The organism is Bacteriovorax sp. As-1 (assembly GCF_058446905.1).
The window spans coordinates 1,418,162-1,438,855 of sequence record NZ_CP184341.1 but is presented as its reverse complement, the minus strand read 5'-3'; the positions used below and the strand labels follow the sequence as shown (position 1 = coordinate 1,438,855).

Sequence of the window (20,694 nt, the reverse complement as noted above, 5' to 3'; positions counted from 1 at the left end):
TTAGTTTTCGTCTTTAGAACATACAGGAGCATTAAAATGGCTAAGGAAAAATTTGACCGTAACAAACCTCACGTTAACATCGGAACTATTGGTCACGTAGACCATGGTAAGACGACACTAACAGCAGCAATTACAATGACAATGGCAAAACACCACGGTGGAGCAGCTAAGTCATACGCAGATATCGATTCAGCACCAGAAGAAAAAGCACGTGGTATTACAATTAACACTGCTCACGTAGAATACGAAACAGCAACTCGTCACTACGCTCACGTAGACTGTCCAGGTCACGCTGACTATGTAAAGAACATGATTACAGGTGCAGCTCAGATGGACGGTGGTATCCTTGTTTGTTCAGCAGCGGACGGACCAATGCCACAAACGAGAGAGCACATCCTTCTTGCTCGTCAGGTAGGTGTACCGGCCCTAGTAGTATTCCTTAACAAAGTAGACATGGTAGACGATCCAGAACTTCTACAACTTGTAGAGATGGAAATGAGAGAGCTACTTTCTTCTTATAACTTCCCAGGGGACGCGATTCCTTTCGTAGCTGGATCAGCTCTAGCAGCAGTAGAAGGACGTAACCCAGAAATCGGTGAAAATAAGATCATCGAACTAATGAACGCAGTAGATTCATACATTCCAGCTCCTCAACGTGATGTTGATAAGCCATTCCTAATGCCAGTAGAGGACGTTTTCTCAATCTCTGGACGTGGAACGGTAGTAACTGGACGTATTGAAAGAGGGATCATTAAAGTTAACGACGAGATCGAAATCGTTGGTATCCGTGATCTTCAAAAAACGACTGTAACAGGTATCGAAATGTTCCGTAAGCTTCTAGACCAAGGTCAAGCAGGGGACAACGCAGGTCTACTTCTTCGTGGTACAAAACGTGAAGATATCGAGCGCGGACAGTGTCTTGTTAAGCCAGGATCAGTAACTCCACACGCTAAGTTCGTAGGAGAAGTTTATATTCTTACAAAAGAAGAAGGTGGACGTCACACTCCAATCTTCAAAGGATACCGTCCACAGTTCTACTTCAGAACAACAGACGTAACTGGGTCAATTGAACTGAACCCAGGTGTAGAAATGGTAATGCCAGGTGACAACACAACTTTCAAAGTAGAGCTTATTTCTAAGATCGCTATGGAAAAGTCACTTCGTTTCGCGATCCGTGAAGGTGGACGTACGATTGGTGCCGGAACTGTTGCTGAAATCAACGATTAATTTTTTAAGAAAAACATTTGCGGCCCCTTGACAAAGGGCCGTATAAAAAATAAAAAGTCAAAAACAAAAAAAGGACCCACGGATATTATGAAAGCAACTAGACTAAGAATTAAGCTACGCGCCTATGATCACAAGCTGTTAGACACTTCGGTTAACGAAATCGTTCAAACTGCTAAAGAAACCGGTGCAAGAGTAGCGGGACCAATCCCTCTACCAACTGAAATCAACAAGTTTACTGTTCTTCGTTCACCTCACATCGACAAAAAGTCGCGCGAGCAGTTCGAAATGAGAACTCATAAGCGTCTAGTGGACATCATTGAACCAACTCAACAGACAATCGACCAACTAATGAAGTTGGACCTGTCTTCTGGGGTTGACGTAGAGATCAAGTACTAGTAAAACAATAAAACTTTTTTGAACTAACAATTAATAAAAACCATGAACGCATCCCTTAGACTAGGGTGATGCTGTGGAGGAAAAAATGTCTGACGCAAAGATCGCTTTAGACGCTTTTTATGGCGTTAAAGCAGGAATGACTAGAGTTTTCGATGAAAATGGGAACCACATTCCAGTTACAGTTATCAAACTTATCCCTAACCTAATCACACAAGTTAAAACTGCTGATAAAGACGGTTACACTGCTTACCAAATTGGTTACGGTGAAAAACGTGAAGCACTTCTTAACAAGCCAAATAAAGGAATCCTGGCGAAAGCTGGTGTTTCTCAAAACGTTACACGTTTTTCTGAAATTAAGACAGATGCAGTAGATGCAGCTAACCTTGGTAAAGAAATCGAAACAACTGCTTTCGCAGCTGGATCATATGTAGACGTTACAGGTGAATCTAAAGGTAAAGGTTTTGCCGGAGTTATGAAACGTTATAACTTCCGTGGTGGACCTGCATCTCACGGTTCTCACTTCCACAGAAGAGTGGGATCTATCGGTAACAGAGCGACTCCAGGACGTGTATTCCGCGGTAAAAAAATGCCAGGACACATGGGGACAGATACAAAGACAGTACAAAACATTGTAGTTGTCGAAGTAAATCCAGCAAAAGGTTACTTACTGCTAAAGGGTTCAGTTCCAGGTGGTAAAGAAGGATTTATTAAAATCTCTAAAGCTCTTAAAAAAGCGTAATTAGGTAGAGGTCTAAAATGACAGAATTAAACGTATTAAACAATAAATTTGAAAGCAAAGAAAAAATCAAGGTTAACCTTGAGTTCACTCCAGATGCTATCAATGTTCCAGTTGTTCACCAAGTTGTTAAAGCTATCCTAGCAGGTAGAAGACAAGGTACAGCTAAGACAAAGGTAAAGTCTGAAGTATCTGGTGGTGGTAAGAAGCCATTCAAGCAAAAAGGTACAGGTAACGCTCGTCAAGGGTCTACTCGTTCGCCTCTAATGCCTGGTGGGGGGACTGTCTTTGGTCCAGTGCCAAGATCATATGAGCAAAAAGTAAATAAAAAAGTTATGATTGGCGCTCTAAGATCGGTAATCGTAGATAAGCAATTGGCTGGAAAGCTAATCATCGTAGACGCTCTTACTTCAACAGGTAAGACGAAAGAGATGGCTAAGCTTCTTGAATCTAAAAACCTACTAAACGCTTTAGTGGTAACTACAGATTCAAACAGTCTGGCAATCAGAGCTACAAATAACATTAGAACTGCTAAAGGCCTTGGTGTAGACAACCTAAGCGTTTACGAAGCAGTTAAATATGAAAATTTAATTATTGAAAAGCAAGCTTTCGAAAAGCTAGCTAACAAGTTGGTGTAATCATGGCTGCAATTAATGACGTAATCGTAAAACCTCTTATCACAGAAAAGATTTCAGCTGATTCTGAAGCAAATAACCGCTACGGATTCGTTGTAAACCTTAAAGCTAATAAAAACCAAATCAAGAATGCTGTAGAAGCTTTTTATGATGTAAAGGTAGTGGCAATCAGAACTGCTGTTATCCCAGGCAAAACAAAAAGAACTGCAAAAGCTTATAAGAAGACATCTTCTTACAAGAAAGCCCTTGTGCAATTAGCAGAAGGTCAGAAGATTGAGTTTTTTAAAGGAATCTAATTTTAAAGGATTGTTAAGGAATATTTATGGGAATTACAAAATTTAAGCCGGTCACGCCGACACTTAGAAAAAAGCAAGTAATGAACAGCAAGGATCTTACAAAAGACGTTGTTGTTCCAAATAACCTTCTTGCTCCAAAAAAATCAAAAGCTGGTAGAAATAATGCCGGTCGTATTACAACTCGACACCATGGTGGCGGTGTAAAACAAAAATACAGAATCATTGATTTCAAAAGAAATAAAATCGATGTTCCTGCAACTGTTAAAGCTATCGCGTACGATCCAAACCGTACATGTAACATCGCTTTAATCGTTTATGCTGATGGAGCTACAACCTTTATCCTTGCACCACTTGGATTAAACGTTGGTGACACTGTTGTGTCTTCTTCTGGCGCCGACATCAAGGTTGGAAATGCTAAGCTTCTAAGCGAAATGCCAATCGGTACTCTAGTTCACAACGTTGAGCTAAGTCCAGGAGCAGGTGGACAAATTGCACGTTCAGCTGGTTCTTACGTTCAAGTTATGGCGAAAGAGGAAGATTCAGTTCTTTTAAGAATGCCATCTGGCGAGTTAAGAAAAGTAAAAGCTAACTGTCGCGCTACAATCGGACAAGTTGGTAACCTTGACCATGAAAAAGTTAACCGCGGTAAAGCTGGTATCACAAGAAAACTTGGTATCAGACCAACTGTACGTGGTGTTTCTATGAACCCTGTTGATCACCCATTGGGAGGGGGAGAAGGTAGAACATCTGGTGGACGTCACCCAGTGACTCCATGGGGATTACCTACTCGTGGATACAAGACTCGTAAGAATAAGAGAACTGATAAATTTATCGTTAAGAGAAGAAAGTAATTAGGGAGAATATATGGCTCGTTCACTAAAGAAGGGACCTTTCGTTGATACACATTTGCTTAAAAAAGTTATCGCTATCGCTAACGATGCTAACAAAGCAAGTAAGGTTATTAAGACATGGTCACGTCGTTCAACAGTATTGCCTGAATTTATCGGGATCACATTTGCTGTACACAACGGGAAGAAATTTATTCCTGTTTACGTAACAGATAATATGATTGGCCATAAGCTTGGAGAATTTTCTATTACTAGAACTTTCCATGGTCACGGCGCTGATAAAAAAGTAGTTAAGAAATAAAATTAATTAGAGAGAGGGGCTTATGGCCATTAAAGTAAAGTTAAGTAACGTAGGAATCGCACCAAGAAAAGTTAGACAGGTTTGCGACCTAGTAAGAAACAAGAAAGCTTCAGATGCAATCAAAATCTTAAGATTTTGTGAGAAGAAAGAAATCGCTATCGCTCTTACTAAGTTAATCAACAGTGGTCTAGCGATTGCTAACGAAGCAAATAAATACGATCTTGATAATCTTGTTGTAGGGACTATCTTCGCTGACGAAGGTGCTATGCAGAAGAGAATTATGCCAAGAGCACAAGGTCGCGCTTACAAAATCAGAAAAAGATCAAGCCACGTAACTGTGGTTTTAAAAGAAGCATAGGTAGGAAATAAATGGGACAAAAAGTACATCCTTACGGTTTTAGACTAGGGTATATCAAAGGTTGGCACTCAAGCTGGTATGCAAAAGATAGATATGCTGAGCTTCTTCATGAAGATATCAAGATGAGAGCTTATATCGAAAAAACTATGAAAGCTGCTGCTGTAGCAAGCATCGATATCTCTAGAACATCTGACCAAGTAAAAGTAACAGTAAATACTGCTAAGCCAGGAATTGCTATTGGTAAGAAAGGTACAGGAATCGAAAAGATCAGAAACGATCTTAAGAAGATGACTACTGGAACTTTAATTTTCAACATCGCTGAAGTTAAGAGACCAGATGCAGACGCGAAACTTATCGCTGAAAACATCGCTCAACAGCTTGAAAAGCGCGTTGCTTTCAGAAGAGCAATGAAAAAAGTGATGCAATCTGCTTTTAGAGCAGGTGTTAAAGGGATCAAAGTAAGAACTGCTGGCCGTCTTGGCGGTGCTGAAATGGCAAGAACTGAAGGGTACGCTGAAAGAAAAGTTCCTCTTCATACTTTAAGAGCAGATATTGATTACAACACAGCTGAAGCTAGTACAACTTATGGAATCATTGGTGTAAAAGTTTGGGTTTATAAGGGCGAGATCTATAAATAGGATTTATAGATTTTTAAATAAGGTAGAGGTTTCTCATGTTAAGTCCTAAAAGAGTTAGATTTAGAAAACAACAGAAAGGTAGAATGGCCGGAGCTGCAAACCGTGGTAACACACTGGTTTTCGGTGAGTACGGTCTTCAAGCAACTGGTTGTGGATATATTACAAACAGACAAATTGAAGCAGCTCGTATCGCGATCTCAAGAAAAATGAAGCGCGGTGGAAATATGTGGATCAAGGTATTCCCAGATAAGTCTTTAACAAGAAAGCCTGCGGAAGTACGTATGGGTGGGGGTAAAGGTTCTCCAGAAACTTGGGTAGCAGTTATCAGACCAGGAAGAATCCTTTTTGAAGTTGGTGGCTTAGATGCAGAAACTAGCTTAGCAGCACTAAGACTAGCTATGTATAAACTACCAATTAAAACAAAAGTTGTTAAAAAAGAAGTAGTGGCTGCGAAAGAAGCCTTGTCTTAATAAGAAAAAGATGCAATAAGGCGCAAGCCGATTAAATTAATTTTTGGATACAAAATATGATCACACTTGATGACGTAAAAAAACTAAGCGCAAAAGACGTTCAAAAGAAACTTTTTGAACTTAAAAAAGAGCTTCTAACTCTTAAAATTCAAGCATCTGTGTCAGGAGCTGAAAAGCCACACAGAAAGCAACAAATTAAGAAGGACGTTGCAAGACTTTTGACATTTAGCAAGCAGTTAAGCAAATAGGATTGACAATGACTACAGAAGTAAAAAAATTCAAAAAGACACTTGATGGAACTGTTGTAAGCAGCAAAAACGATAAAACTATCGTTGTTAAAGTTACAAGAAGATTCAAAGACAATGTTTACTCAAAATTCGTAAGCTCAAGCAAGAAGTATCATGCTCATGACGAAGCTAATAAAGCGAACGTTGGTGACACTGTTACTATTATTGAATCACGTCCATATTCTAAATTAAAGAAATGGGAATTATTTAAAGTTAACTAAGGGATAAGTATATGATCCAAATGCAAACAAACCTAGATGTTGCTGATAACTCTGGGGCAAAAATTGTTACATGTTTTAAAGTTCTTGGCGGTTCTAAAAGAGTATCTGCCGGACTAGGTGATGTTGTCGTAGTTGCAGTTCAACAAGCTGTTACTGGCGGGAAGATCAAAAAGGGTGACGTAAAAAAAGCAGTAATCGTAAGAACTGTTTACCCTGTTAGAAGAGAAGATGGATCATACATCCAATTCGATACTAACTCAGTTGTAATCATCAATAACGCTAATGAGCCTGTTGGAACTCGTATTTTTGGGCCAGTAGCTAGAGAGCTAAGAGCTAAGAACTTCACAAAGATCTGTTCACTAGCTCCAGAAGTTCTTTAATTAGTTAATAAGGTAATAAGAGAAGTTTATGAAAAAATTAAAAGTAAATGACGAAGTAATCGTAACAACTGGTAAGAGCGCTGGTAAGACTGGAAAAGTTCTTTCTGTTAACAGAAAAACTAACAAAGTTATTGTTGAAGGCGTGAACGAAGTAAAGAGATCGATGAAGCCAAGTCAACAAAACCCTGAAGGCGGATTTGCTATGAAGAATCTTCCTCTTCATGCAAGTAACGTTTCTTTGATCAGCCCAAAAACAAAGAAACCAACTAAAGTAAAGTTTGTTGTTGGTAAGGATAACAAAAAATCTAGAGTTTCTAAGGCTTGTGGCGCTGTAATTTAATAGGGAAAATTTATGAGTAGACTAAAAGACGTATATAAAAAAGAAGTTGTACCATCACTAGTTAAGAAATTTAACTACTCTAACGTACACATGATTCCAAAGATTGAAAAAATCGTAGTTAACTGTGTAACTAAAGACGCAGTATCAAACTCTAAAGTAGTTGATACAATCGTTGCTGACCTTGGAGCAATCACAGGTCAAAAACCAGTTATCGCAAGAGCTAAAACTTCAATCGCTTCATTCAAAGTAAGAGAAGGGATGCCACTAGGTGCTTCAGTTACTCTTCGTGGTGAAAAAATGTATGAATTCCTTGATAGATTAATCTCAATCTCTCTACCACGTGTAAGAGACTTTAGAGGTGTGTCAAATAAAGGATTTGATGGAAAAGGGAACTACACTCTTGGACTAAAAGAGCAAATTATCTTCCCAGAAATCAACTACGATAAAATTGATAAAATCAGAGGCTTAGGGATTTCAATCGTTACTTCTGCAAAGACTAACGAAGAAGGAAGAGAGCTTTTAACATTGATTGGTATGCCTTTTAGAAAATAATGGAGTTATAAATGGCTAGATTAGCTAAAATTATTGCAAACGATAAAAAACCTAAGTTCCAAGTAAGACACAGAAATAGATGCGAACACTGTGGAAGACCAAGAGCTTTCATTAGAATGTTTAAACTATGCAGAGTGTGTTTCAGAAACTTATCTCTTAAAGGGATGGTTCCTGGCGTAACTAAGTCTAGCTGGTAATTAGAGGATATAGAGGAATATATGCAAACAGATCCAATTTCAAACATGCTTACAGTAATCAGAAATGGTAACAGCGCTGGCCACGAGAAAGTAGAATTTCCAGCTAGCAAAATTAAAGCTGCTATCTGTAAAGTTCTAAAAGACGAAGGATACATCAAGTCTTTTAAAATCGTTGCTAAGGCACCAAATGATATCAAAATTAAAGTTGCTCTTAAAGAAGGTGCAATTGTTGGTCTACAAAGAGTTTCTAGGCCAGGTCTAAGAAGATATAACAGCTATGACTCTTTCACTCGCGTAATGAGTGGTCTAGGTGTTTCAATCGTTTCTACTTCAAAAGGTGTTATGTCATCTCGCGAAGCTAAGAAAAATAAAGTGGGCGGAGAAATTCTCTGCAACGTTTGGTAGGAGTTTAAGTCATGTCACGTATTGGTAAACATCCAGTAAATATTCCTGAGAAAGTTGAAGTTACTATCAAAGGTGACCTTGTAACTGTAAAAGGTGTAAAAGGTACTTTAACTCATAAATTAAACAGCAACGTAATTGCTACAGTTGAAGGAAAAACAATCGTAGTAAAGCCTAAAGACGAATCTACTGTAGCAAGAGCTCAGTGGGGAACAGCTCGTACTCTAGTTAACAATATGGTAACTGGTGTGTCAGCAGGTTTCGTAAAGTCTCTAGAGTTCACAGGGGTAGGTTATAAAGCGGCCGTAACTGGTAACGTTCTTAACCTAAGCTTAGGTTACTCTCATGCAATCGATTTCCCGCTTCCAGCTGGAATCACTGCAAAGGTTAACAAAAACCAAATCGATATCGAAGGATCAAATAAGGAACTTGTTGGACAAGTTGCTGCTAAAGTTAGATCTTTCAGAGAGCCAGAGCCATATAAAGGGAAAGGTGTTAGATACACTACTGAAACTATTATTAGAAAAGCTGGTAAAGCTGGTGGTAAAGGTAAATAATTAATTACTTAATTGGGATCATATATGAGAAAGCAGTACGGTAAAGCAGGAACAAAAAAAGACCAACAAAGACAGAAGAGACGTTTAACGATCAGAGCGAAAGTTATCGGTACTTCTGAAAGACCTCGTATTTGTGCAACTAAATCAAACAAGCACATTACTGTTCAGGTTATTGACGATTCAAAATCAATCAGCCTTTTCACAGTAAGTACTTTTGGTAAAGCTGCTGCAGCTGATAGCTGCAACATCGAAGGTGCAAAAAAGGTTGGTGCTAAAGTTGCTGAAACAATGAAGTCAAAGAAGCTGAGCACAGCTGTATTCGATAGAGCTGGTTACAGATATACAGGCGTAATTGCAGCACTTGTACAGTCTATTAGAGAAAGCGGAATCCAGGTTTAGGAGATAATATGTCTGAAGAAATTTCTGTAATTGAAGAATTAGAAACTGAAGGTGGAAAAAAAGGTCCACGCGGTAAAAAAGGCGATGGCGCTGGTGCTCCTAAGAAAAAAGCCCCTGGTCCAGCAGGAACAGAACTTGAAGAAAGAGTTGTTGCTGTAAATCGCGTTGCTAAGGTTGTTAAGGGTGGTAGAAGATTCTCTTTCTCAGCTCTAATGATCGTTGGTGATAAAAAAGGTAAAGTTGGATACGGTTTAGGAAAAGCAAAAGAAGTTCCTGAAGCTATCAGAAAAGCAACTCAAGAAGCTTATAAGAACATGATTACTGTTCCTCTTGATAACGGAACTATTCCACACGAAATCCTAGGTGAGTTCGATGCAGGAAAGATCCTATTCAAGCCAGCTGCAAACGGTACCGGGGTAAAGGCGGCAGGTGCTTGTCGTTCAATTCTTGAACTTGCAGGGGTGCATAACATTTTAACTAAGTCTCTACGTGGAAATAACCCACATAACGTAGTTAAGGCAACTTTCAAGGCCCTTAAAGGTCTTAGATCAGTTGAATCAATTGCAAAAGCTAGAGATAAAGACGTTAAAGGTCTTAGAGCTAAAAACTAATTAGGAAATTTTATGGCTAAAACATCATCAACAATTAAAGTAAAACTTGTAAAAGGACTTCCTGGGACAACTAAAGGTGTTCAAGCGAACGTTCGCGGCCTTGGACTAAGAAAAGTTGGTCAGGTTTCTGAGCTTGAAAATACTCCAAGCGTAAGAGGGATGATCAAGAAAATTATCCACATGCTAAAAGTAGTAGAATAAGAAAAGATCGAATTATAGAGGAATTGTTATGTTAACTTTAAATAATCTACAAAGCCCAAAAGGTGCTAATAGAAACACAAAAAGAATTGGTCGTGGACAAGGTTCTGGTCAAGGTACTCAGGCTGGTAAAGGTCACAAAGGACAAAAAGCTAGAAAATCTGGACACGTTAGAACTGGTTTCGAAGGTAACAACCTTCCTCTATACATGAGACTACCAAAGCGTGGATTCAACAACGTTAGATTCGCGGATCCATTCGCAGTTGTAACGCTTGAGAACATTGAAGCGAAATACGCTAAGTCTGAAACTGTAAACAGAGAGACTCTAATTGCTAAAGGACTTCTGTCTGGAGCAAATAAATCTCTAAAAATTAAGGTTATCGGCAATATTGCATTGACTAAAGCGCTAAACTTTGAGGAAATTACTAAGTTTTCAAAGAAAGCACTTGAATCAATCCAAAACAGTTCTGGAACTGTTAAGTAGTTAAGGATAACTAATGTCGACATCTCAGGGAAAAATAGAGGAACTTAAGAAACGCATATTTTATACATTTCTTCTGCTGCTAGTTTACAGACTAGCAGCTCAAGTACCTGTTGCAGGTGTTAATGCTTCGGCTCTAGCATCGTACTTCTCTGAAGGTGGCGGCGGGATTTTCGACCTAGTTAACACGTTCTCTGGTGGTGCTTTTAAGAGATTCTCAGTGCTTGCACTTGGGATCATGCCTTACATCACTACATCAATCATCTTCTCTCTATTGGGAGAGGTTGTACCTCAAATTCAAGAGATGCAAGAAGACAGCGAAGGTAACAAGAAGATCCAGAAATGGACTCGTTACGCCTCGGTTCTTCTGTGCTGTATTCAAGGTTATGGTATGGCCGCTGTGTTCGAAGGCTTCAGAAGCCCGACAGGTGTTCCACTTATCAATGAACCAGGAATGCTTTTCAGGCTTACAACTATGATTACTCTGGCTGGTGGGACAATGTTCCTTCTATGGCTAGGGGAAAGAATCACTGAATTCGGCCTTGAAAACGGTGTTTCGCTTATCATTTTCACAGGGATCGCAGTTGAACTTCCAGCTGAATTCTTCCAAAAGGTAACTCTGTTTAGAAATGGAGAGCTTTCTGGGTGGAATCTAGCTATCGGGGTAGCAATTATCGCCCTATCTCTTTACATTGTTTCTTATATTGAAAGTGCGTTTAGAAATATCCCAGTTCAATATGCTAAAAAAGTAGTAAATAACAAAGTGTACGGTGGAGCTCAAAACCTTCCACTAAGACTAGACACTGGTGGGGTAATGCCTCCAATCCTAGCTTCTTCACTTTTAGCTGCTCCGGCAACTCTAGCGAACTTTGTTCCAGCTACGAGCCCGCTGAAGCCATACGTTGATACGATTCACCAGTCGTTAATGCCGGGTCAACTTCTGTTTAACCTAGTGTTCGCACTGTTAATCTTCTACATGTCATTCTTCTATGCTCCAATTCAGTTCAAAACTAAAAAAGTTTCTGAAATGCTGCAAAAGAACAATGCTTTCGTTCCTGGGATTAGACCAGGGGACAAAACTAAGGAATACCTGGATTTCGTTCTTAATAGAGTGACTTTCTTCGGTGCTCTTTTCCTGATCGTTGTGTGCATTCTTCCTTCTGTTATCACTGGAAGCCACTCACGCTTCGAAGGAACTTCGCTTCTGATCATGGTATCTGTAGCTATGAGAGTAATGTTAAACGTTCAGACATTTATGTATTCTGATAAATATGAGACCGCCTTCAAGAGTAGAGGGAAGTACAACGGTCCAAATAGAAGATTTTAATAATGAAACCTCATTTGATCATCTTAGGGGCTCCTGGCTCTGGAAAGGGAACTCAGGCAGCGAAATTAGTTGAAAAAGGCTACAAGCATATTTCAACAGGTGATCTTCTAAGGGCTGAAATTGCAAAAGGTACGGATTTAGGCCAGAAAGTCGCAGGAATTATCTCAAGAGGCGACCTGGTAGACGATAGAACTGTTATGGCCCTCCTAAAAGCTAACTGCGACGTAGACAAAGTTAGTTATATTTTTGATGGGTTCCCACGTAACATTGCCCAGGCGGAAATGCTTGAGGCTGAACTGCTTCAAGGGAAAAAGACCCTTGCAGTTTATTTTAAGATTGATTTGAGCATTCTCGTATCACGTGTAGTGAACAGAAGAACTTGTAGCAAGTGTGGAGAAATCTACAACATGGCTACTAAGCCTCCTCGTGTTGCTGATACATGTGACAAGTGTGGTGCCATTGGAAGTCTAACTCAGCGCAAAGATGACACTGAAGAGGTTGTCTCTAACCGCCTGCAGATTTTCAAGGACACTGTAGACCCGATGCTTGCCTTCTATAAATCGAAGGGCTTTTTGGTCGAGCTTGATGCTTCAAAACAAGAAAAAGATGTTTTCTCGGCACTAGAAAAAGTTATTGGTTAACAAATTAAATTGACCTAAATATAGCTCTTGCATAATGAGATTGTTTTAGGATATACAACCTGCTTTAGGGGAATATGAGCGATAAAGATATTATTGAAGTGGAAGGCGAAGTTACTGAACTTCTTCCTAACACAAAATTTCGTGTGAAATTACCGAATGGGCACATTATCATTGCCCATATTAGCGGAAAGATGCGCATGCACTTTATCAAAATTCTTCCTGGAGATAAGGTTCTTGTTGAGATTAGTAAATACGATTTAACTAAAGGTAGAATCACTTACAGAAGTAAGTAGTAGTTGTAGTGGGGATTTATGAAAGTTAGAGCTTCAGTAAAAGTAATCTGTAAAGATTGCAAAGTTATTAAAAGAAAAGGTGTTTTAAGAGTTGTTTGTAAAGCTTCTCCAAAACATAAACAGAGACAAGGGTAATTAGGGGAAACATATGGCACGTATTTTAGGGGTAGACATTCCAAGAAATAAAGCAATGAGAATTGCACTTCAATCTCTTTATGGAGTTGGACCAAAAGTAGCAATGGACGTATTAAAGGCATCTGCTATTGATCCAGAAAAAAGCTCAAACGATATCACTGAAGAAGAAGTTCAGCTAATCAGAAAGCACCTTGAAGAAGGTCACGTGGTTGAAGGGGATCTTCGTCGCGAGATCGGTCTTAACATCAAAAGACTAAAAGATATGGCTTGTTACAGAGGTGTTCGTCATAGAAAATCACTTCCAGTAAGAGGACAAAGAACGCATACAAACGCAAGAACGAGAAAAGGTCCTGCGGTTGCTATCGCTGGTAAGAAATCAATTAAATCACTTAAATAATTAAGGTAATTTTATGGTAAAAAAAGTTGTTAAGAAAAAAGTAAAAAAGAACGTCTCGCACGGTATTTGTCATATCCAGGCGTCTTTCAATAATACAATTGTAACTTTCACTGATCCTCAAGGGAACGCACTTGCATGGGCATCTGCTGGTCAATTAGGATTCAGAGGTTCAAAAAAGTCTACTCCATTCGCTGCTCAGACTGCTTCTCTAGAAGCTGCAAAAAGAGCTGTTGAACACGGATTAAACTCAGTTGAAGTAAGAGTAAAAGGTCCAGGAGCTGGTCGCGAAAACGCAATCAGAGCACTTTTAGGAGCGGGAATCAGAATCGTATCTGTTTCAGATCGTTCTCCAATTCCTCACAACGGATGTAGAGCACCTAAGAGAAGAAGAGTCTAATTAAACTATTTAAGGAGTCTTTAAGATGGATAATTTTACAGCTAAAAACTGGAATAGCATGATTAGACCAGTAGCTTTAGAAGCTGAAAGCGAAAGCCTAAGAAGCGATTACGGAAAATTCGTAGCAAAGCCACTTGAAAGAGGATACGGACAAACACTTGGGAATTCACTAAGAAGAGTTCTTCTAAACTCTCTTCAGGGGGCAGGTATTGTTGCTATCAGAATCGAAGGTGTAGAACACGAATTCGGTACAATCAATAACGTAAAAGAAGAAGTTTCAGAAATCATTCTTAACTTAAAAGAAGTGCGTTTCAAAATTTCTGGAAAAGAAGACACTGTACTTGTTCTTGAGAAATCAGGGGAAGGTCCAGTTAGAGCTTCTGATATCGTAACAAACGCTAACGTTGAAATTCTTAACCCAAATCACGTTATCGCTAACATTTCTTCTGGTGGATCTCTAAAAATCGAACTTAAAGTTGCTAGAGGGAAAGGTTACGTTACAGCTGTAGACAACAAAGATGAGTACGATCTTCCAGTTGGATGGATCTACCTTGATACACTTTTCTCGCCTGTTTACCGTGTAAACTATTCTGTTACAAACACTCGTGTTGGTAAGAGAACTGACTTCGATAAACTTACGCTTGAAGTGTGGACGAACTCTGGAATTGTTCCAGCTGATTCTATTGCTTACGCAGCTAAGATTTTAAGAGACCAATTAGCGGTATTCTTAACTTTCGAAGATGAAGAGCAAGTTGTAAAACACGATTCTAAGCCAATCGCAGTTTCATCACCTACAAACAATGCGCTTCTTAAGCCAGTTTCTGAGCTTGAACTTTCAGTTCGTTCAGCTAACTGTTTACAGAATGCTAACATTAAGTATATCTACGAACTAGTTTCGAAGACTGAAGGTGAAATGCTAAGAACTAAGAACTTCGGAAGAAAGTCTTTGAATGAAATCAAAGAAATTCTAACGAGCATGGGTCTTGGTCTAGGAATGAAAGTTGATAGCTTAATGAAAGATATGCAAGATGGAAAAACTGTAGGTAAAAACTAATTATTAGGTGGAATTATGAGACACGGGAATCACAAATATACTTTAGGCGTAAAGCCAGCTCACAGACAAGCAATCATCAGAAACCTGGCGATTGAAGTAATTGAGCACGGAAAAATTAAAACTACTCACGCTCGTTGTATGGCCCTAAGAGGATACGTTGAAAAACTAATCACTCTTGCAAAGGAAGATACTGTACACAACAGAAGATTAGCTTACTCAAAACTTAACAACGACAACGCTGTAAAAGAACTTTTCACAAACGTTGCTCCGAAGTTCAAGACTAGAAATGGTGGATACACTAGAGTAATCAAAATCGCTGAAGGCCGTGTTGGCGATAGCGCTAAAATGAGCTACTTCGCTTTAGTAGAATAGTCCTAAGATTAAATATTAAAGCCTCCGGAAACGGAGGCTTTTTTTTGCCCAATTTCTTATGAAACTAAATTTTTTTCAAAAAATTCTCCTTATCGTGGCCCTTCTTGGTTTAACTTTCCTTTATGCTCAGTATGAAAGAAAGAAATTCTATGGAAAGAATGATGGTGCGATCGATGCTCCTGTTTTAAAAGAGCTTCCAGACTTCCAGGTTAATGACATTGCAACTGGTGCAACGATTAAGTCTAAAGACTTTGCAAGCACTTCTAAGGGGGCATTTGTGCATATCTGGGGAACATGGTGTGCGCCTTGTGAAAAGGAGATGCCGGAGTTTCTTTCTTACGCAACTAAGGTTGAGCCTCTTGGGGTGAAGTTCCTTTTGGTGGCCGTTAATGATGAAGAGATGAAGATTAAGAAGTTTCTGACTCGTTTCCCGAACATTCCAAAAAACGTTACATTCGCTATTGATGTTGAAAACAGAGTAATGGACCAATTAGGTACATTAAAAGTGCCAGAGACATTTTTGTTCTCGAGCACGGGGAAACACATCAATAAGTTTATTGGCCCACAGGACTGGATGGCGGACTCATATGTGACTCGTCTGAATTTCTGGTTAAGTGGTGAAAATCTTGAACAGAAAGCGGTAGAGACTCACTAGGCTTTCGTAGCTTTTTTAATCATTAATATATGAGTGAAATGGTTTTTTGTCTCTTTTTAAGAGATTGGACCTTCCTTGCCTGTTAAAAATTTTATCAATTCTTTTAAGATTTCCTGGAAACTGCCGAAAAGTTTTACAACTTAGATGCCTTTACTACTAATGGCATAGACTCAAGCAGGAGAGTTGTATGATTAATTGGCAAGATATGGGGAAACTTCACGTTATCTCTAAACTAGAAGGGATTCTAGGTAAATGGTTTGATGTTGAGATGTTCTATACAGATGCTCACGGAAAACTTTGGTCTGATCATGCAAGTAAGTCTTATTCATTTAAATCTCACTTTATGAAAGTGCAGATGCAATCAGCATACGGACATGACTTCTTAGCAGAAGACATTGAGAAGATGGTTGAAAAGATGGCCTCTACTAATGAAGTGGTGGTTTATGAATCATTTTTTAAACACGTAAAAGGTGTAGCGTTCCCGGTTAAAGTTGACGGGGAATTTGCCGGAGCGGTTTTCGTTTATCCATTCGTACTTGATACTGCAACAAGTGCTGATGTTGAAATGCTAAAAGCTCAAATGATTGAATGTGGAACAACGCCAACTGACGCCGCTGTTGCGTGTGAGAAGATTAAGAAGATGTGGCCGCGTGAACTTGAATACGTAAAAGAGCTTACATCATTAGTGGCGGAAGAAATGGTTTCTTTCCATGACGAGATCACGAAGCGCGAAGATCATATCCAGGCGCTATCTTCTGAAGTGGGTGAAAAATACCGTTACCACGCAATGATTGGTAAATCTAAAAAGATGCAGGCGATCTACTCTCTACTTGAGAAGATTTCGAACTCTGAGTCTTCGGTTCTTATCAACGGGGAAAACGGGACAGGTAAGGAACTTGTAGCAAAAGCGATTCACTTCTACTCGCCAAGAAAAGATAAGATGTTCTTAGCGGTTAACTGTTCAGCTTTTAACGACAACCTACTTGATTCGGAATTATTCGGACACGTGAAAGGATCGTTTACTGGAGCGGTGAAAGATAAAAAAGGTCTATTTGAAACGGCGAACGGTGGAACACTATTCCTGGATGAAATTGGGGATACGACTCTGTCAATGCAGGTAAAGCTTCTGCGCGTACTACAAGAAGGGACGTACCTTCCAGTAGGTGCTACAGCTCCTAAGAAAGTTGATGTGAGAATCGTAGCGGCGACAAACAAGAATCTTAAAGAAATGATGGCAAAGGGTGAGTTCAGAGAGGACTTATATTACAGAATTAACGTTATCAACGTTGCTCTTCCTCCTTTACGTGAGCGCCATGACGATATCCCTGTTTTAATGGATTACTTCCTGAAGAAGAGATGTGATGAAGCAGGTAAAGCGCTTAAGACTTTCGCTAAAAAGTGTATGGAAAAAATGCTTGATTACCCATGGCCAGGTAATGTTCGTGAGCTAGAAAACGAAGTTGAAAGACTTGTGGTCCTTGCTGGTGACGAGAAAATGATTGGGCCGGAGAACTTATCTCCACGTATTATTGATTGGGGAGCATCAGCAGAACCAGCTTTCAAAGGCGTTAACACAGAGGGAACTCTGAGAGATGCCCTTGAGCAATTGGAAATCATGATGATCCGTGAAGGATTGAAGCGCTGCAATTTCAATAAGTCTAAACTTGCTAAGGAATTAGATATTTCGAGAGCGAGTTTGATTATGAAAGTTGAAAAATACGGACTTGATAAACGCGCTAAAGCTGCTTAATTAAATCTTACGAGAGCAGTTAGTTGAAGTTATTTTGAGCCTGCTATATCATTTGATAAATGACTATAGCCCTTAAAATTAAAAACTTCATACTAACTGCTTTTTTAGTTTTATCTCCTGCTATTGCCTTTTCCTCAATCGCTTACCAATCAATCCAATTAGATCATTCCAAAGATTTAAAGAGCTTTAAAAGAGTTAAAGAGGGCCCTTTTGATCCAGCTGGTTCATACGTATTGGAGTCAGGTGATGGTCAAATTATAAAGGTCACATATGAGGATTTAAAAAAGAAAAATGCCAAAGAGATGAAGAATAGTTTTCAGCGAAAGATTCTCCAATTCTCACTATTGTTCGAACAAAGATCTTCGCCTTACCAGGGGGCGATTACAGTTAATACGGAATGCTTTGAGAAAGAAGCTTTAAAGAAGAAAGTCATTTCGAAAGAAGGAACTCTCAGTGTTGTTTTTGATACAAAGGCCACCCGCAATTTTGCCTATGGGAAATGCGATGGTGAAAGTGTGACCTACTTTTCAAAATATTTTGTCGTTTTATGTGAGAAACAGGCGCAATTGTTTGATGTAAAGTATTTCGCAAAAAATAAAAAAGACCTTGAGGGGGCCGAAGTTAAATGCTTAAGGTAATCCTCCTCTCAATTCTCTCTTTTTCAGTGTCAGCTGTTGAAATTACTGTTGGCGTTCCACCGGCCTATAAAAAATTAACGAATCATCAAGAAGATAAAATAAAAATTAAATTTGAATACGACAGATTTAGTTTGAGAACAATGAATCGAACAATTGGTGGAGAGTTGTCGATGTCTATTCTTTCTCCACAAAATACCATTCAGTCGATGTGGTATGGTGAGATTCTAGTTAAGCGAGTTGTTGATGACTTTTATGCTTATATTCTCTTTTCTCCAAAATTAGGAAAGATTGATAAGGAAAAGCTAGAAAATAAAACAATTGGGGTCATTCCGAACTCAACGAATGAATACTTTTTAAGAAAGTATCTTGGAAAGATTCAATACCGTAAAATGGCCGTAAATTCGCGGGATCTTGAAGTCTTGATCAATTCTGGTTTTGTGTTAAATGGCCAGAATGTGGATGCAGTTGTTGTTGATCCTGAATTATATAATCAATACAAAAAGCTATTTTCTATTAAGTTCAATGCGGGTTTTTATTTTTTAGTGTTAGGGGCAAAGTCTGAAACGTTTGTGAGTGAGCCTGCTTTTATAAATGCGCTAAAAAAAAATAGGATTCGGCCAAGAAATATCACTCCGCTTGATTTTGGAGCTGTTAAAGAACTTAATGAATCTTTATTAAAGAACAAGAAAGACAGGGAGCAATTTGAAGTGAACTTTCAGCAAATGACTAAGCTTTATGCATCTGAAGGTTCCAAATGATTTCATTTTTAGTTCATTTTTTAATCTCTAGTGCTATGGCGGTTTCGCTCGAAAGTAATTGCCAGAAAATCGAGATCTCGGAGAAGGAAATCGCGCTTGTGGAGACGAAAAAATGCAAAGAAAAAGAACTTCGTCAAAAAAGCAATCTTGGCAAAGATGTGCAAAATGAGTTTTTTGTAGAAGGACAAAAAAAGAATGAATATTACGCCTTCTACCAGAAGGTCGAAGATACTATGTTTTGTAAATTCCCAGCAGACTACATAAAAGTAATTGGGGGAACTCGAAAGTGGAGTGGATTAGATCAACTTGGACAGGTTATCGGATTGATTAACCAGCAAAGAGTATTGCGCCTCAATGTTAGCGAGTCCACCAGCACTCAGAAACTATGCTATCCATTCCCTGGTTTTACCCGTGCAAGAAAAATTACAAAAGCTCTACTGCCAGAAAAAATGGCGGCTAAAAATGATCTTTATATGATTTTTTCTAAGAGGATGGGGTCTCTCTTTTTTATAAATCCTAGTCTGGATCATTTTGAGTTTGTAATGAATGCTACAAGAGAAATAACCATCATGGACGCAATCCTGAGAAAAAATGGTGACCTGGTAATGCTTACTAAAAACAAGACAGATGCTAAGTTCTGTATGGAACAATGGGATTTTGAATCTGGTGTGAAGATGAAAGAGGTTTGCGACCTGGAGGCAACAGAAGGGCAAATTTTGATTGATTTTGGCAACAAGCTTTTACGAGCTTACAAAAAAAATGAAGAAGTCGTTTTTGAAGAAAGGAGTTTTTCGGGAACTCCTAAAATACTAAAGGCACTCAAGGTAGGTAAGGATTTTAATTTGTCGACGGCAATTGAGTCTTTTGATTAAGCGAATGAAAGAAAATCAGAAAGATGTGTACGACAAGTATTGAGATAATAGCAATGAGGGCCTGAGGGAAAAATAACAAAGCAAAGATACCAACAAATGGGACATTTTTCATCGAGACAGTAACGGCATAGGCCTTTGGGAAATTAAAGAGCTTTGCCAGAAAAAAGACACCAAAATCTTGAAAGACAGCAAAACAAATAATGGCCATCCAGTCTTGTGCCATAAAGTGGTGCAAATCATTTTTCAAGTAAGAACTTCCAACAAAAATAAAACTTAAAATACCGATTAAGAGCATATTGATTAAAGGCAGGGCTTGGCCCACTTTTTTAATCAATTGATCAGATGATTTTTTGAAGATTTTTTTAAAAGAAAAAACAAGAAGAATAGGAAGAATCGTCAGCAGTAAAGAGTCCAGAATGATAGATAGTATATCTACTTTGAGCATTTGGTTAAAAAAACAATAGATCATTATTGAGAAATAAAGAGGGAAAAGAAAAGTAGAGCTTAAGATGTGCTTAAGAGCGAGTTGCTTTTTATCCTGCTCATTCAAAAATTGCGGAGTAATAATCGCGAGAGGAGCAAGGCCTGTGATAAAAAATCCTAGTTTCAATGTGTGTGCGACATTTAAAAAGTGAGCTGAAGTGAAAACCAAGGCCGGAATGAAGAAATAAGAAAAGAAGATAAAATAAAAGTCCGTGCTATTATAATTAAAAATTGATTTAATTTTAAGATCAATAGAGACCATATTAATAGATAATAGGACGAATAAGACAACGAAGGCCCACTTGCTAAAGGCCAAAGCATAAAATGGAAATGACCATCCAAGCAAAATTCCAATAAGTACGAATGTGGGATAAAAAAGTTGTCGCATATGT

At 38.8% G+C, this 20,694-nt stretch carries 36 protein-coding genes; 35 read left to right on the top strand and 1 reads right to left on the bottom strand.

What is annotated here, in order from left to right; translation table 11 throughout:
• Positions 1-36: 36 nt before the first annotated feature.
• From tuf to ACN20O_RS07180, 35 genes are all read left to right on the top strand, one after another.
• A complete protein-coding gene (gene tuf, locus ACN20O_RS07350) occupies positions 37-1,227 on the top strand; it encodes an elongation factor Tu (protein WP_102245281.1) in 1,191 nt (396 codons plus the stop codon).
• 87 nt (positions 1,228-1,314) lie between these two features.
• Positions 1,315-1,623, top strand: coding sequence for a 30S ribosomal protein S10 (gene rpsJ, locus ACN20O_RS07345; RefSeq protein WP_102245280.1), 309 nt, complete (start codon positions 1,315-1,317; stop codon positions 1,621-1,623).
• Between the two features lie 85 nt (positions 1,624-1,708).
• On the top strand, positions 1,709-2,362 hold the full coding sequence (gene rplC / locus ACN20O_RS07340) for a 50S ribosomal protein L3 (RefSeq protein ID WP_491638621.1): 654 nt from the start codon (positions 1,709-1,711) through the stop codon (positions 2,360-2,362).
• Between the two features lie 17 nt (positions 2,363-2,379).
• On the top strand, positions 2,380-2,997 hold the full coding sequence (gene rplD / locus ACN20O_RS07335) for a 50S ribosomal protein L4 (protein WP_491638619.1): 618 nt from the start codon (positions 2,380-2,382) through the stop codon (positions 2,995-2,997).
• Between the two features lie 2 nt (positions 2,998-2,999).
• Positions 3,000-3,290, top strand: a complete 291-nt coding sequence (gene rplW / locus ACN20O_RS07330) for a 50S ribosomal protein L23 (protein ID WP_102245277.1) — start codon at positions 3,000-3,002, stop codon at positions 3,288-3,290.
• 26 nt (positions 3,291-3,316) lie between these two features.
• Entirely contained in the window at positions 3,317-4,141 is an 825-nt protein-coding gene (gene rplB, locus ACN20O_RS07325; RefSeq protein ID WP_102245276.1) for a 50S ribosomal protein L2, read from the top strand.
• A gap of 13 nt (positions 4,142-4,154) precedes the next feature.
• On the top strand, positions 4,155-4,439 hold the full coding sequence (rpsS, locus tag ACN20O_RS07320) for a 30S ribosomal protein S19 (RefSeq protein ID WP_102245275.1): 285 nt from the start codon (positions 4,155-4,157) through the stop codon (positions 4,437-4,439).
• A gap of 22 nt (positions 4,440-4,461) precedes the next feature.
• Complete coding sequence (gene rplV / locus ACN20O_RS07315; RefSeq protein ID WP_102245274.1) at positions 4,462-4,797, top strand: 50S ribosomal protein L22; 336 nt, start codon at positions 4,462-4,464, stop codon at positions 4,795-4,797.
• Between the two features lie 11 nt (positions 4,798-4,808).
• Entirely contained in the window at positions 4,809-5,435 is a 627-nt protein-coding gene (gene rpsC, locus ACN20O_RS07310; RefSeq protein WP_102245273.1) for a 30S ribosomal protein S3, read from the top strand.
• Between the two features lie 35 nt (positions 5,436-5,470).
• On the top strand, positions 5,471-5,905 hold the full coding sequence (rplP, locus tag ACN20O_RS07305; protein WP_491638615.1) for a 50S ribosomal protein L16: 435 nt from the start codon (positions 5,471-5,473) through the stop codon (positions 5,903-5,905).
• Between the two features lie 56 nt (positions 5,906-5,961).
• Complete coding sequence (rpmC, locus tag ACN20O_RS07300; RefSeq protein ID WP_491638613.1) at positions 5,962-6,153, top strand: 50S ribosomal protein L29; 192 nt, start codon at positions 5,962-5,964, stop codon at positions 6,151-6,153.
• A gap of 8 nt (positions 6,154-6,161) precedes the next feature.
• Complete coding sequence (gene rpsQ, locus ACN20O_RS07295; protein ID WP_102245270.1) at positions 6,162-6,413, top strand: 30S ribosomal protein S17; 252 nt, start codon at positions 6,162-6,164, stop codon at positions 6,411-6,413.
• Positions 6,414-6,424: 11 nt separating this feature from the next.
• Positions 6,425-6,793: a 50S ribosomal protein L14 gene (gene rplN / locus ACN20O_RS07290; protein ID WP_102245269.1), complete on the top strand. Its 369-nt coding sequence runs from the start codon at positions 6,425-6,427 to the stop codon at positions 6,791-6,793.
• Positions 6,794-6,821: 28 nt separating this feature from the next.
• Complete coding sequence (gene rplX / locus ACN20O_RS07285) at positions 6,822-7,133, top strand: 50S ribosomal protein L24 (RefSeq protein ID WP_102245268.1); 312 nt, start codon at positions 6,822-6,824, stop codon at positions 7,131-7,133.
• A gap of 12 nt (positions 7,134-7,145) precedes the next feature.
• On the top strand, positions 7,146-7,685 hold the full coding sequence (gene rplE / locus ACN20O_RS07280) for a 50S ribosomal protein L5 (protein ID WP_102245267.1): 540 nt from the start codon (positions 7,146-7,148) through the stop codon (positions 7,683-7,685).
• Between the two features lie 11 nt (positions 7,686-7,696).
• Entirely contained in the window at positions 7,697-7,882 is a 186-nt protein-coding gene (locus ACN20O_RS07275) for a type Z 30S ribosomal protein S14 (RefSeq protein ID WP_102245266.1), read from the top strand.
• A 21-nt stretch (positions 7,883-7,903) separates the two neighbouring features.
• Positions 7,904-8,287 (top strand): 30S ribosomal protein S8, encoded by a 384-nt coding sequence (rpsH, locus tag ACN20O_RS07270; RefSeq protein ID WP_491638609.1) that lies wholly within the window; start codon positions 7,904-7,906, stop codon positions 8,285-8,287.
• An 11-nt stretch (positions 8,288-8,298) separates the two neighbouring features.
• Positions 8,299-8,841: a 50S ribosomal protein L6 gene (gene rplF, locus ACN20O_RS07265; RefSeq protein ID WP_491638607.1), complete on the top strand. Its 543-nt coding sequence runs from the start codon at positions 8,299-8,301 to the stop codon at positions 8,839-8,841.
• A gap of 24 nt (positions 8,842-8,865) precedes the next feature.
• On the top strand, positions 8,866-9,240 hold the full coding sequence (rplR, locus tag ACN20O_RS07260; RefSeq protein ID WP_491638605.1) for a 50S ribosomal protein L18: 375 nt from the start codon (positions 8,866-8,868) through the stop codon (positions 9,238-9,240).
• Positions 9,241-9,248: 8 nt separating this feature from the next.
• Complete coding sequence (gene rpsE / locus ACN20O_RS07255; protein ID WP_491638603.1) at positions 9,249-9,851, top strand: 30S ribosomal protein S5; 603 nt, start codon at positions 9,249-9,251, stop codon at positions 9,849-9,851.
• Positions 9,852-9,863: 12 nt separating this feature from the next.
• Positions 9,864-10,052, top strand: coding sequence for a 50S ribosomal protein L30 (rpmD, locus tag ACN20O_RS07250; protein WP_102245261.1), 189 nt, complete (start codon positions 9,864-9,866; stop codon positions 10,050-10,052).
• Between the two features lie 28 nt (positions 10,053-10,080).
• Entirely contained in the window at positions 10,081-10,533 is a 453-nt protein-coding gene (gene rplO, locus ACN20O_RS07245) for a 50S ribosomal protein L15 (RefSeq protein ID WP_102245260.1), read from the top strand.
• Positions 10,534-10,546: 13 nt separating this feature from the next.
• Entirely contained in the window at positions 10,547-11,857 is a 1,311-nt protein-coding gene (gene secY, locus ACN20O_RS07240; RefSeq protein ID WP_102245259.1) for a preprotein translocase subunit SecY, read from the top strand.
• Positions 11,858-11,859: 2 nt separating this feature from the next.
• Complete coding sequence (locus ACN20O_RS07235) at positions 11,860-12,498, top strand: adenylate kinase family protein (RefSeq protein ID WP_491638600.1); 639 nt, start codon at positions 11,860-11,862, stop codon at positions 12,496-12,498.
• 74 nt (positions 12,499-12,572) lie between these two features.
• Entirely contained in the window at positions 12,573-12,791 is a 219-nt protein-coding gene (gene infA / locus ACN20O_RS07230; protein ID WP_102245257.1) for a translation initiation factor IF-1, read from the top strand.
• 18 nt (positions 12,792-12,809) lie between these two features.
• Positions 12,810-12,926, top strand: a complete 117-nt coding sequence (gene rpmJ, locus ACN20O_RS07225; RefSeq protein WP_102245256.1) for a 50S ribosomal protein L36 — start codon at positions 12,810-12,812, stop codon at positions 12,924-12,926.
• A 13-nt stretch (positions 12,927-12,939) separates the two neighbouring features.
• Positions 12,940-13,323: a 30S ribosomal protein S13 gene (rpsM, locus tag ACN20O_RS07220; protein ID WP_491638597.1), complete on the top strand. Its 384-nt coding sequence runs from the start codon at positions 12,940-12,942 to the stop codon at positions 13,321-13,323.
• Positions 13,324-13,336: 13 nt separating this feature from the next.
• Positions 13,337-13,720: a 30S ribosomal protein S11 gene (rpsK, locus tag ACN20O_RS07215; protein WP_102245254.1), complete on the top strand. Its 384-nt coding sequence runs from the start codon at positions 13,337-13,339 to the stop codon at positions 13,718-13,720.
• 25 nt (positions 13,721-13,745) lie between these two features.
• On the top strand, positions 13,746-14,774 hold the full coding sequence (locus ACN20O_RS07210; RefSeq protein ID WP_102245253.1) for a DNA-directed RNA polymerase subunit alpha: 1,029 nt from the start codon (positions 13,746-13,748) through the stop codon (positions 14,772-14,774).
• A gap of 15 nt (positions 14,775-14,789) precedes the next feature.
• Positions 14,790-15,146 (top strand): 50S ribosomal protein L17, encoded by a 357-nt coding sequence (gene rplQ / locus ACN20O_RS07205; RefSeq protein ID WP_102245252.1) that lies wholly within the window; start codon positions 14,790-14,792, stop codon positions 15,144-15,146.
• 58 nt (positions 15,147-15,204) lie between these two features.
• Complete coding sequence (locus tag ACN20O_RS07200; RefSeq protein WP_491638594.1) at positions 15,205-15,801, top strand: TlpA family protein disulfide reductase; 597 nt, start codon at positions 15,205-15,207, stop codon at positions 15,799-15,801.
• A gap of 187 nt (positions 15,802-15,988) precedes the next feature.
• A complete protein-coding gene (locus ACN20O_RS07195) occupies positions 15,989-17,551 on the top strand; it encodes a sigma-54 interaction domain-containing protein (RefSeq protein ID WP_491638592.1) in 1,563 nt (520 codons plus the stop codon).
• 59 nt (positions 17,552-17,610) lie between these two features.
• The gene (locus ACN20O_RS07190) at positions 17,611-18,189 is read left to right on the top strand and encodes a hypothetical protein (protein ID WP_491638590.1); all 579 of its coding nucleotides are present in this window, start codon (positions 17,611-17,613) and stop codon (positions 18,187-18,189) included.
• Complete coding sequence (locus ACN20O_RS07185; RefSeq protein ID WP_491638588.1) at positions 18,177-18,947, top strand: substrate-binding domain-containing protein; 771 nt, start codon at positions 18,177-18,179, stop codon at positions 18,945-18,947. The genes ACN20O_RS07190 and ACN20O_RS07185 overlap by 13 nt, the downstream gene beginning before the upstream one ends.
• On the top strand, positions 18,944-19,819 hold the full coding sequence (locus ACN20O_RS07180) for a hypothetical protein (protein WP_491638586.1): 876 nt from the start codon (positions 18,944-18,946) through the stop codon (positions 19,817-19,819). The genes ACN20O_RS07185 and ACN20O_RS07180 overlap by 4 nt, the downstream gene beginning before the upstream one ends.
• Here ACN20O_RS07180 and ACN20O_RS07175 read toward each other — a convergent pair.
• Entirely contained in the window at positions 19,785-20,690 is a 906-nt protein-coding gene (locus ACN20O_RS07175) for a hypothetical protein (RefSeq protein WP_491638584.1), read from the bottom strand. The genes ACN20O_RS07180 and ACN20O_RS07175 overlap by 35 nt on opposite strands.
• Positions 20,691-20,694 lie beyond the last annotated feature (4 nt).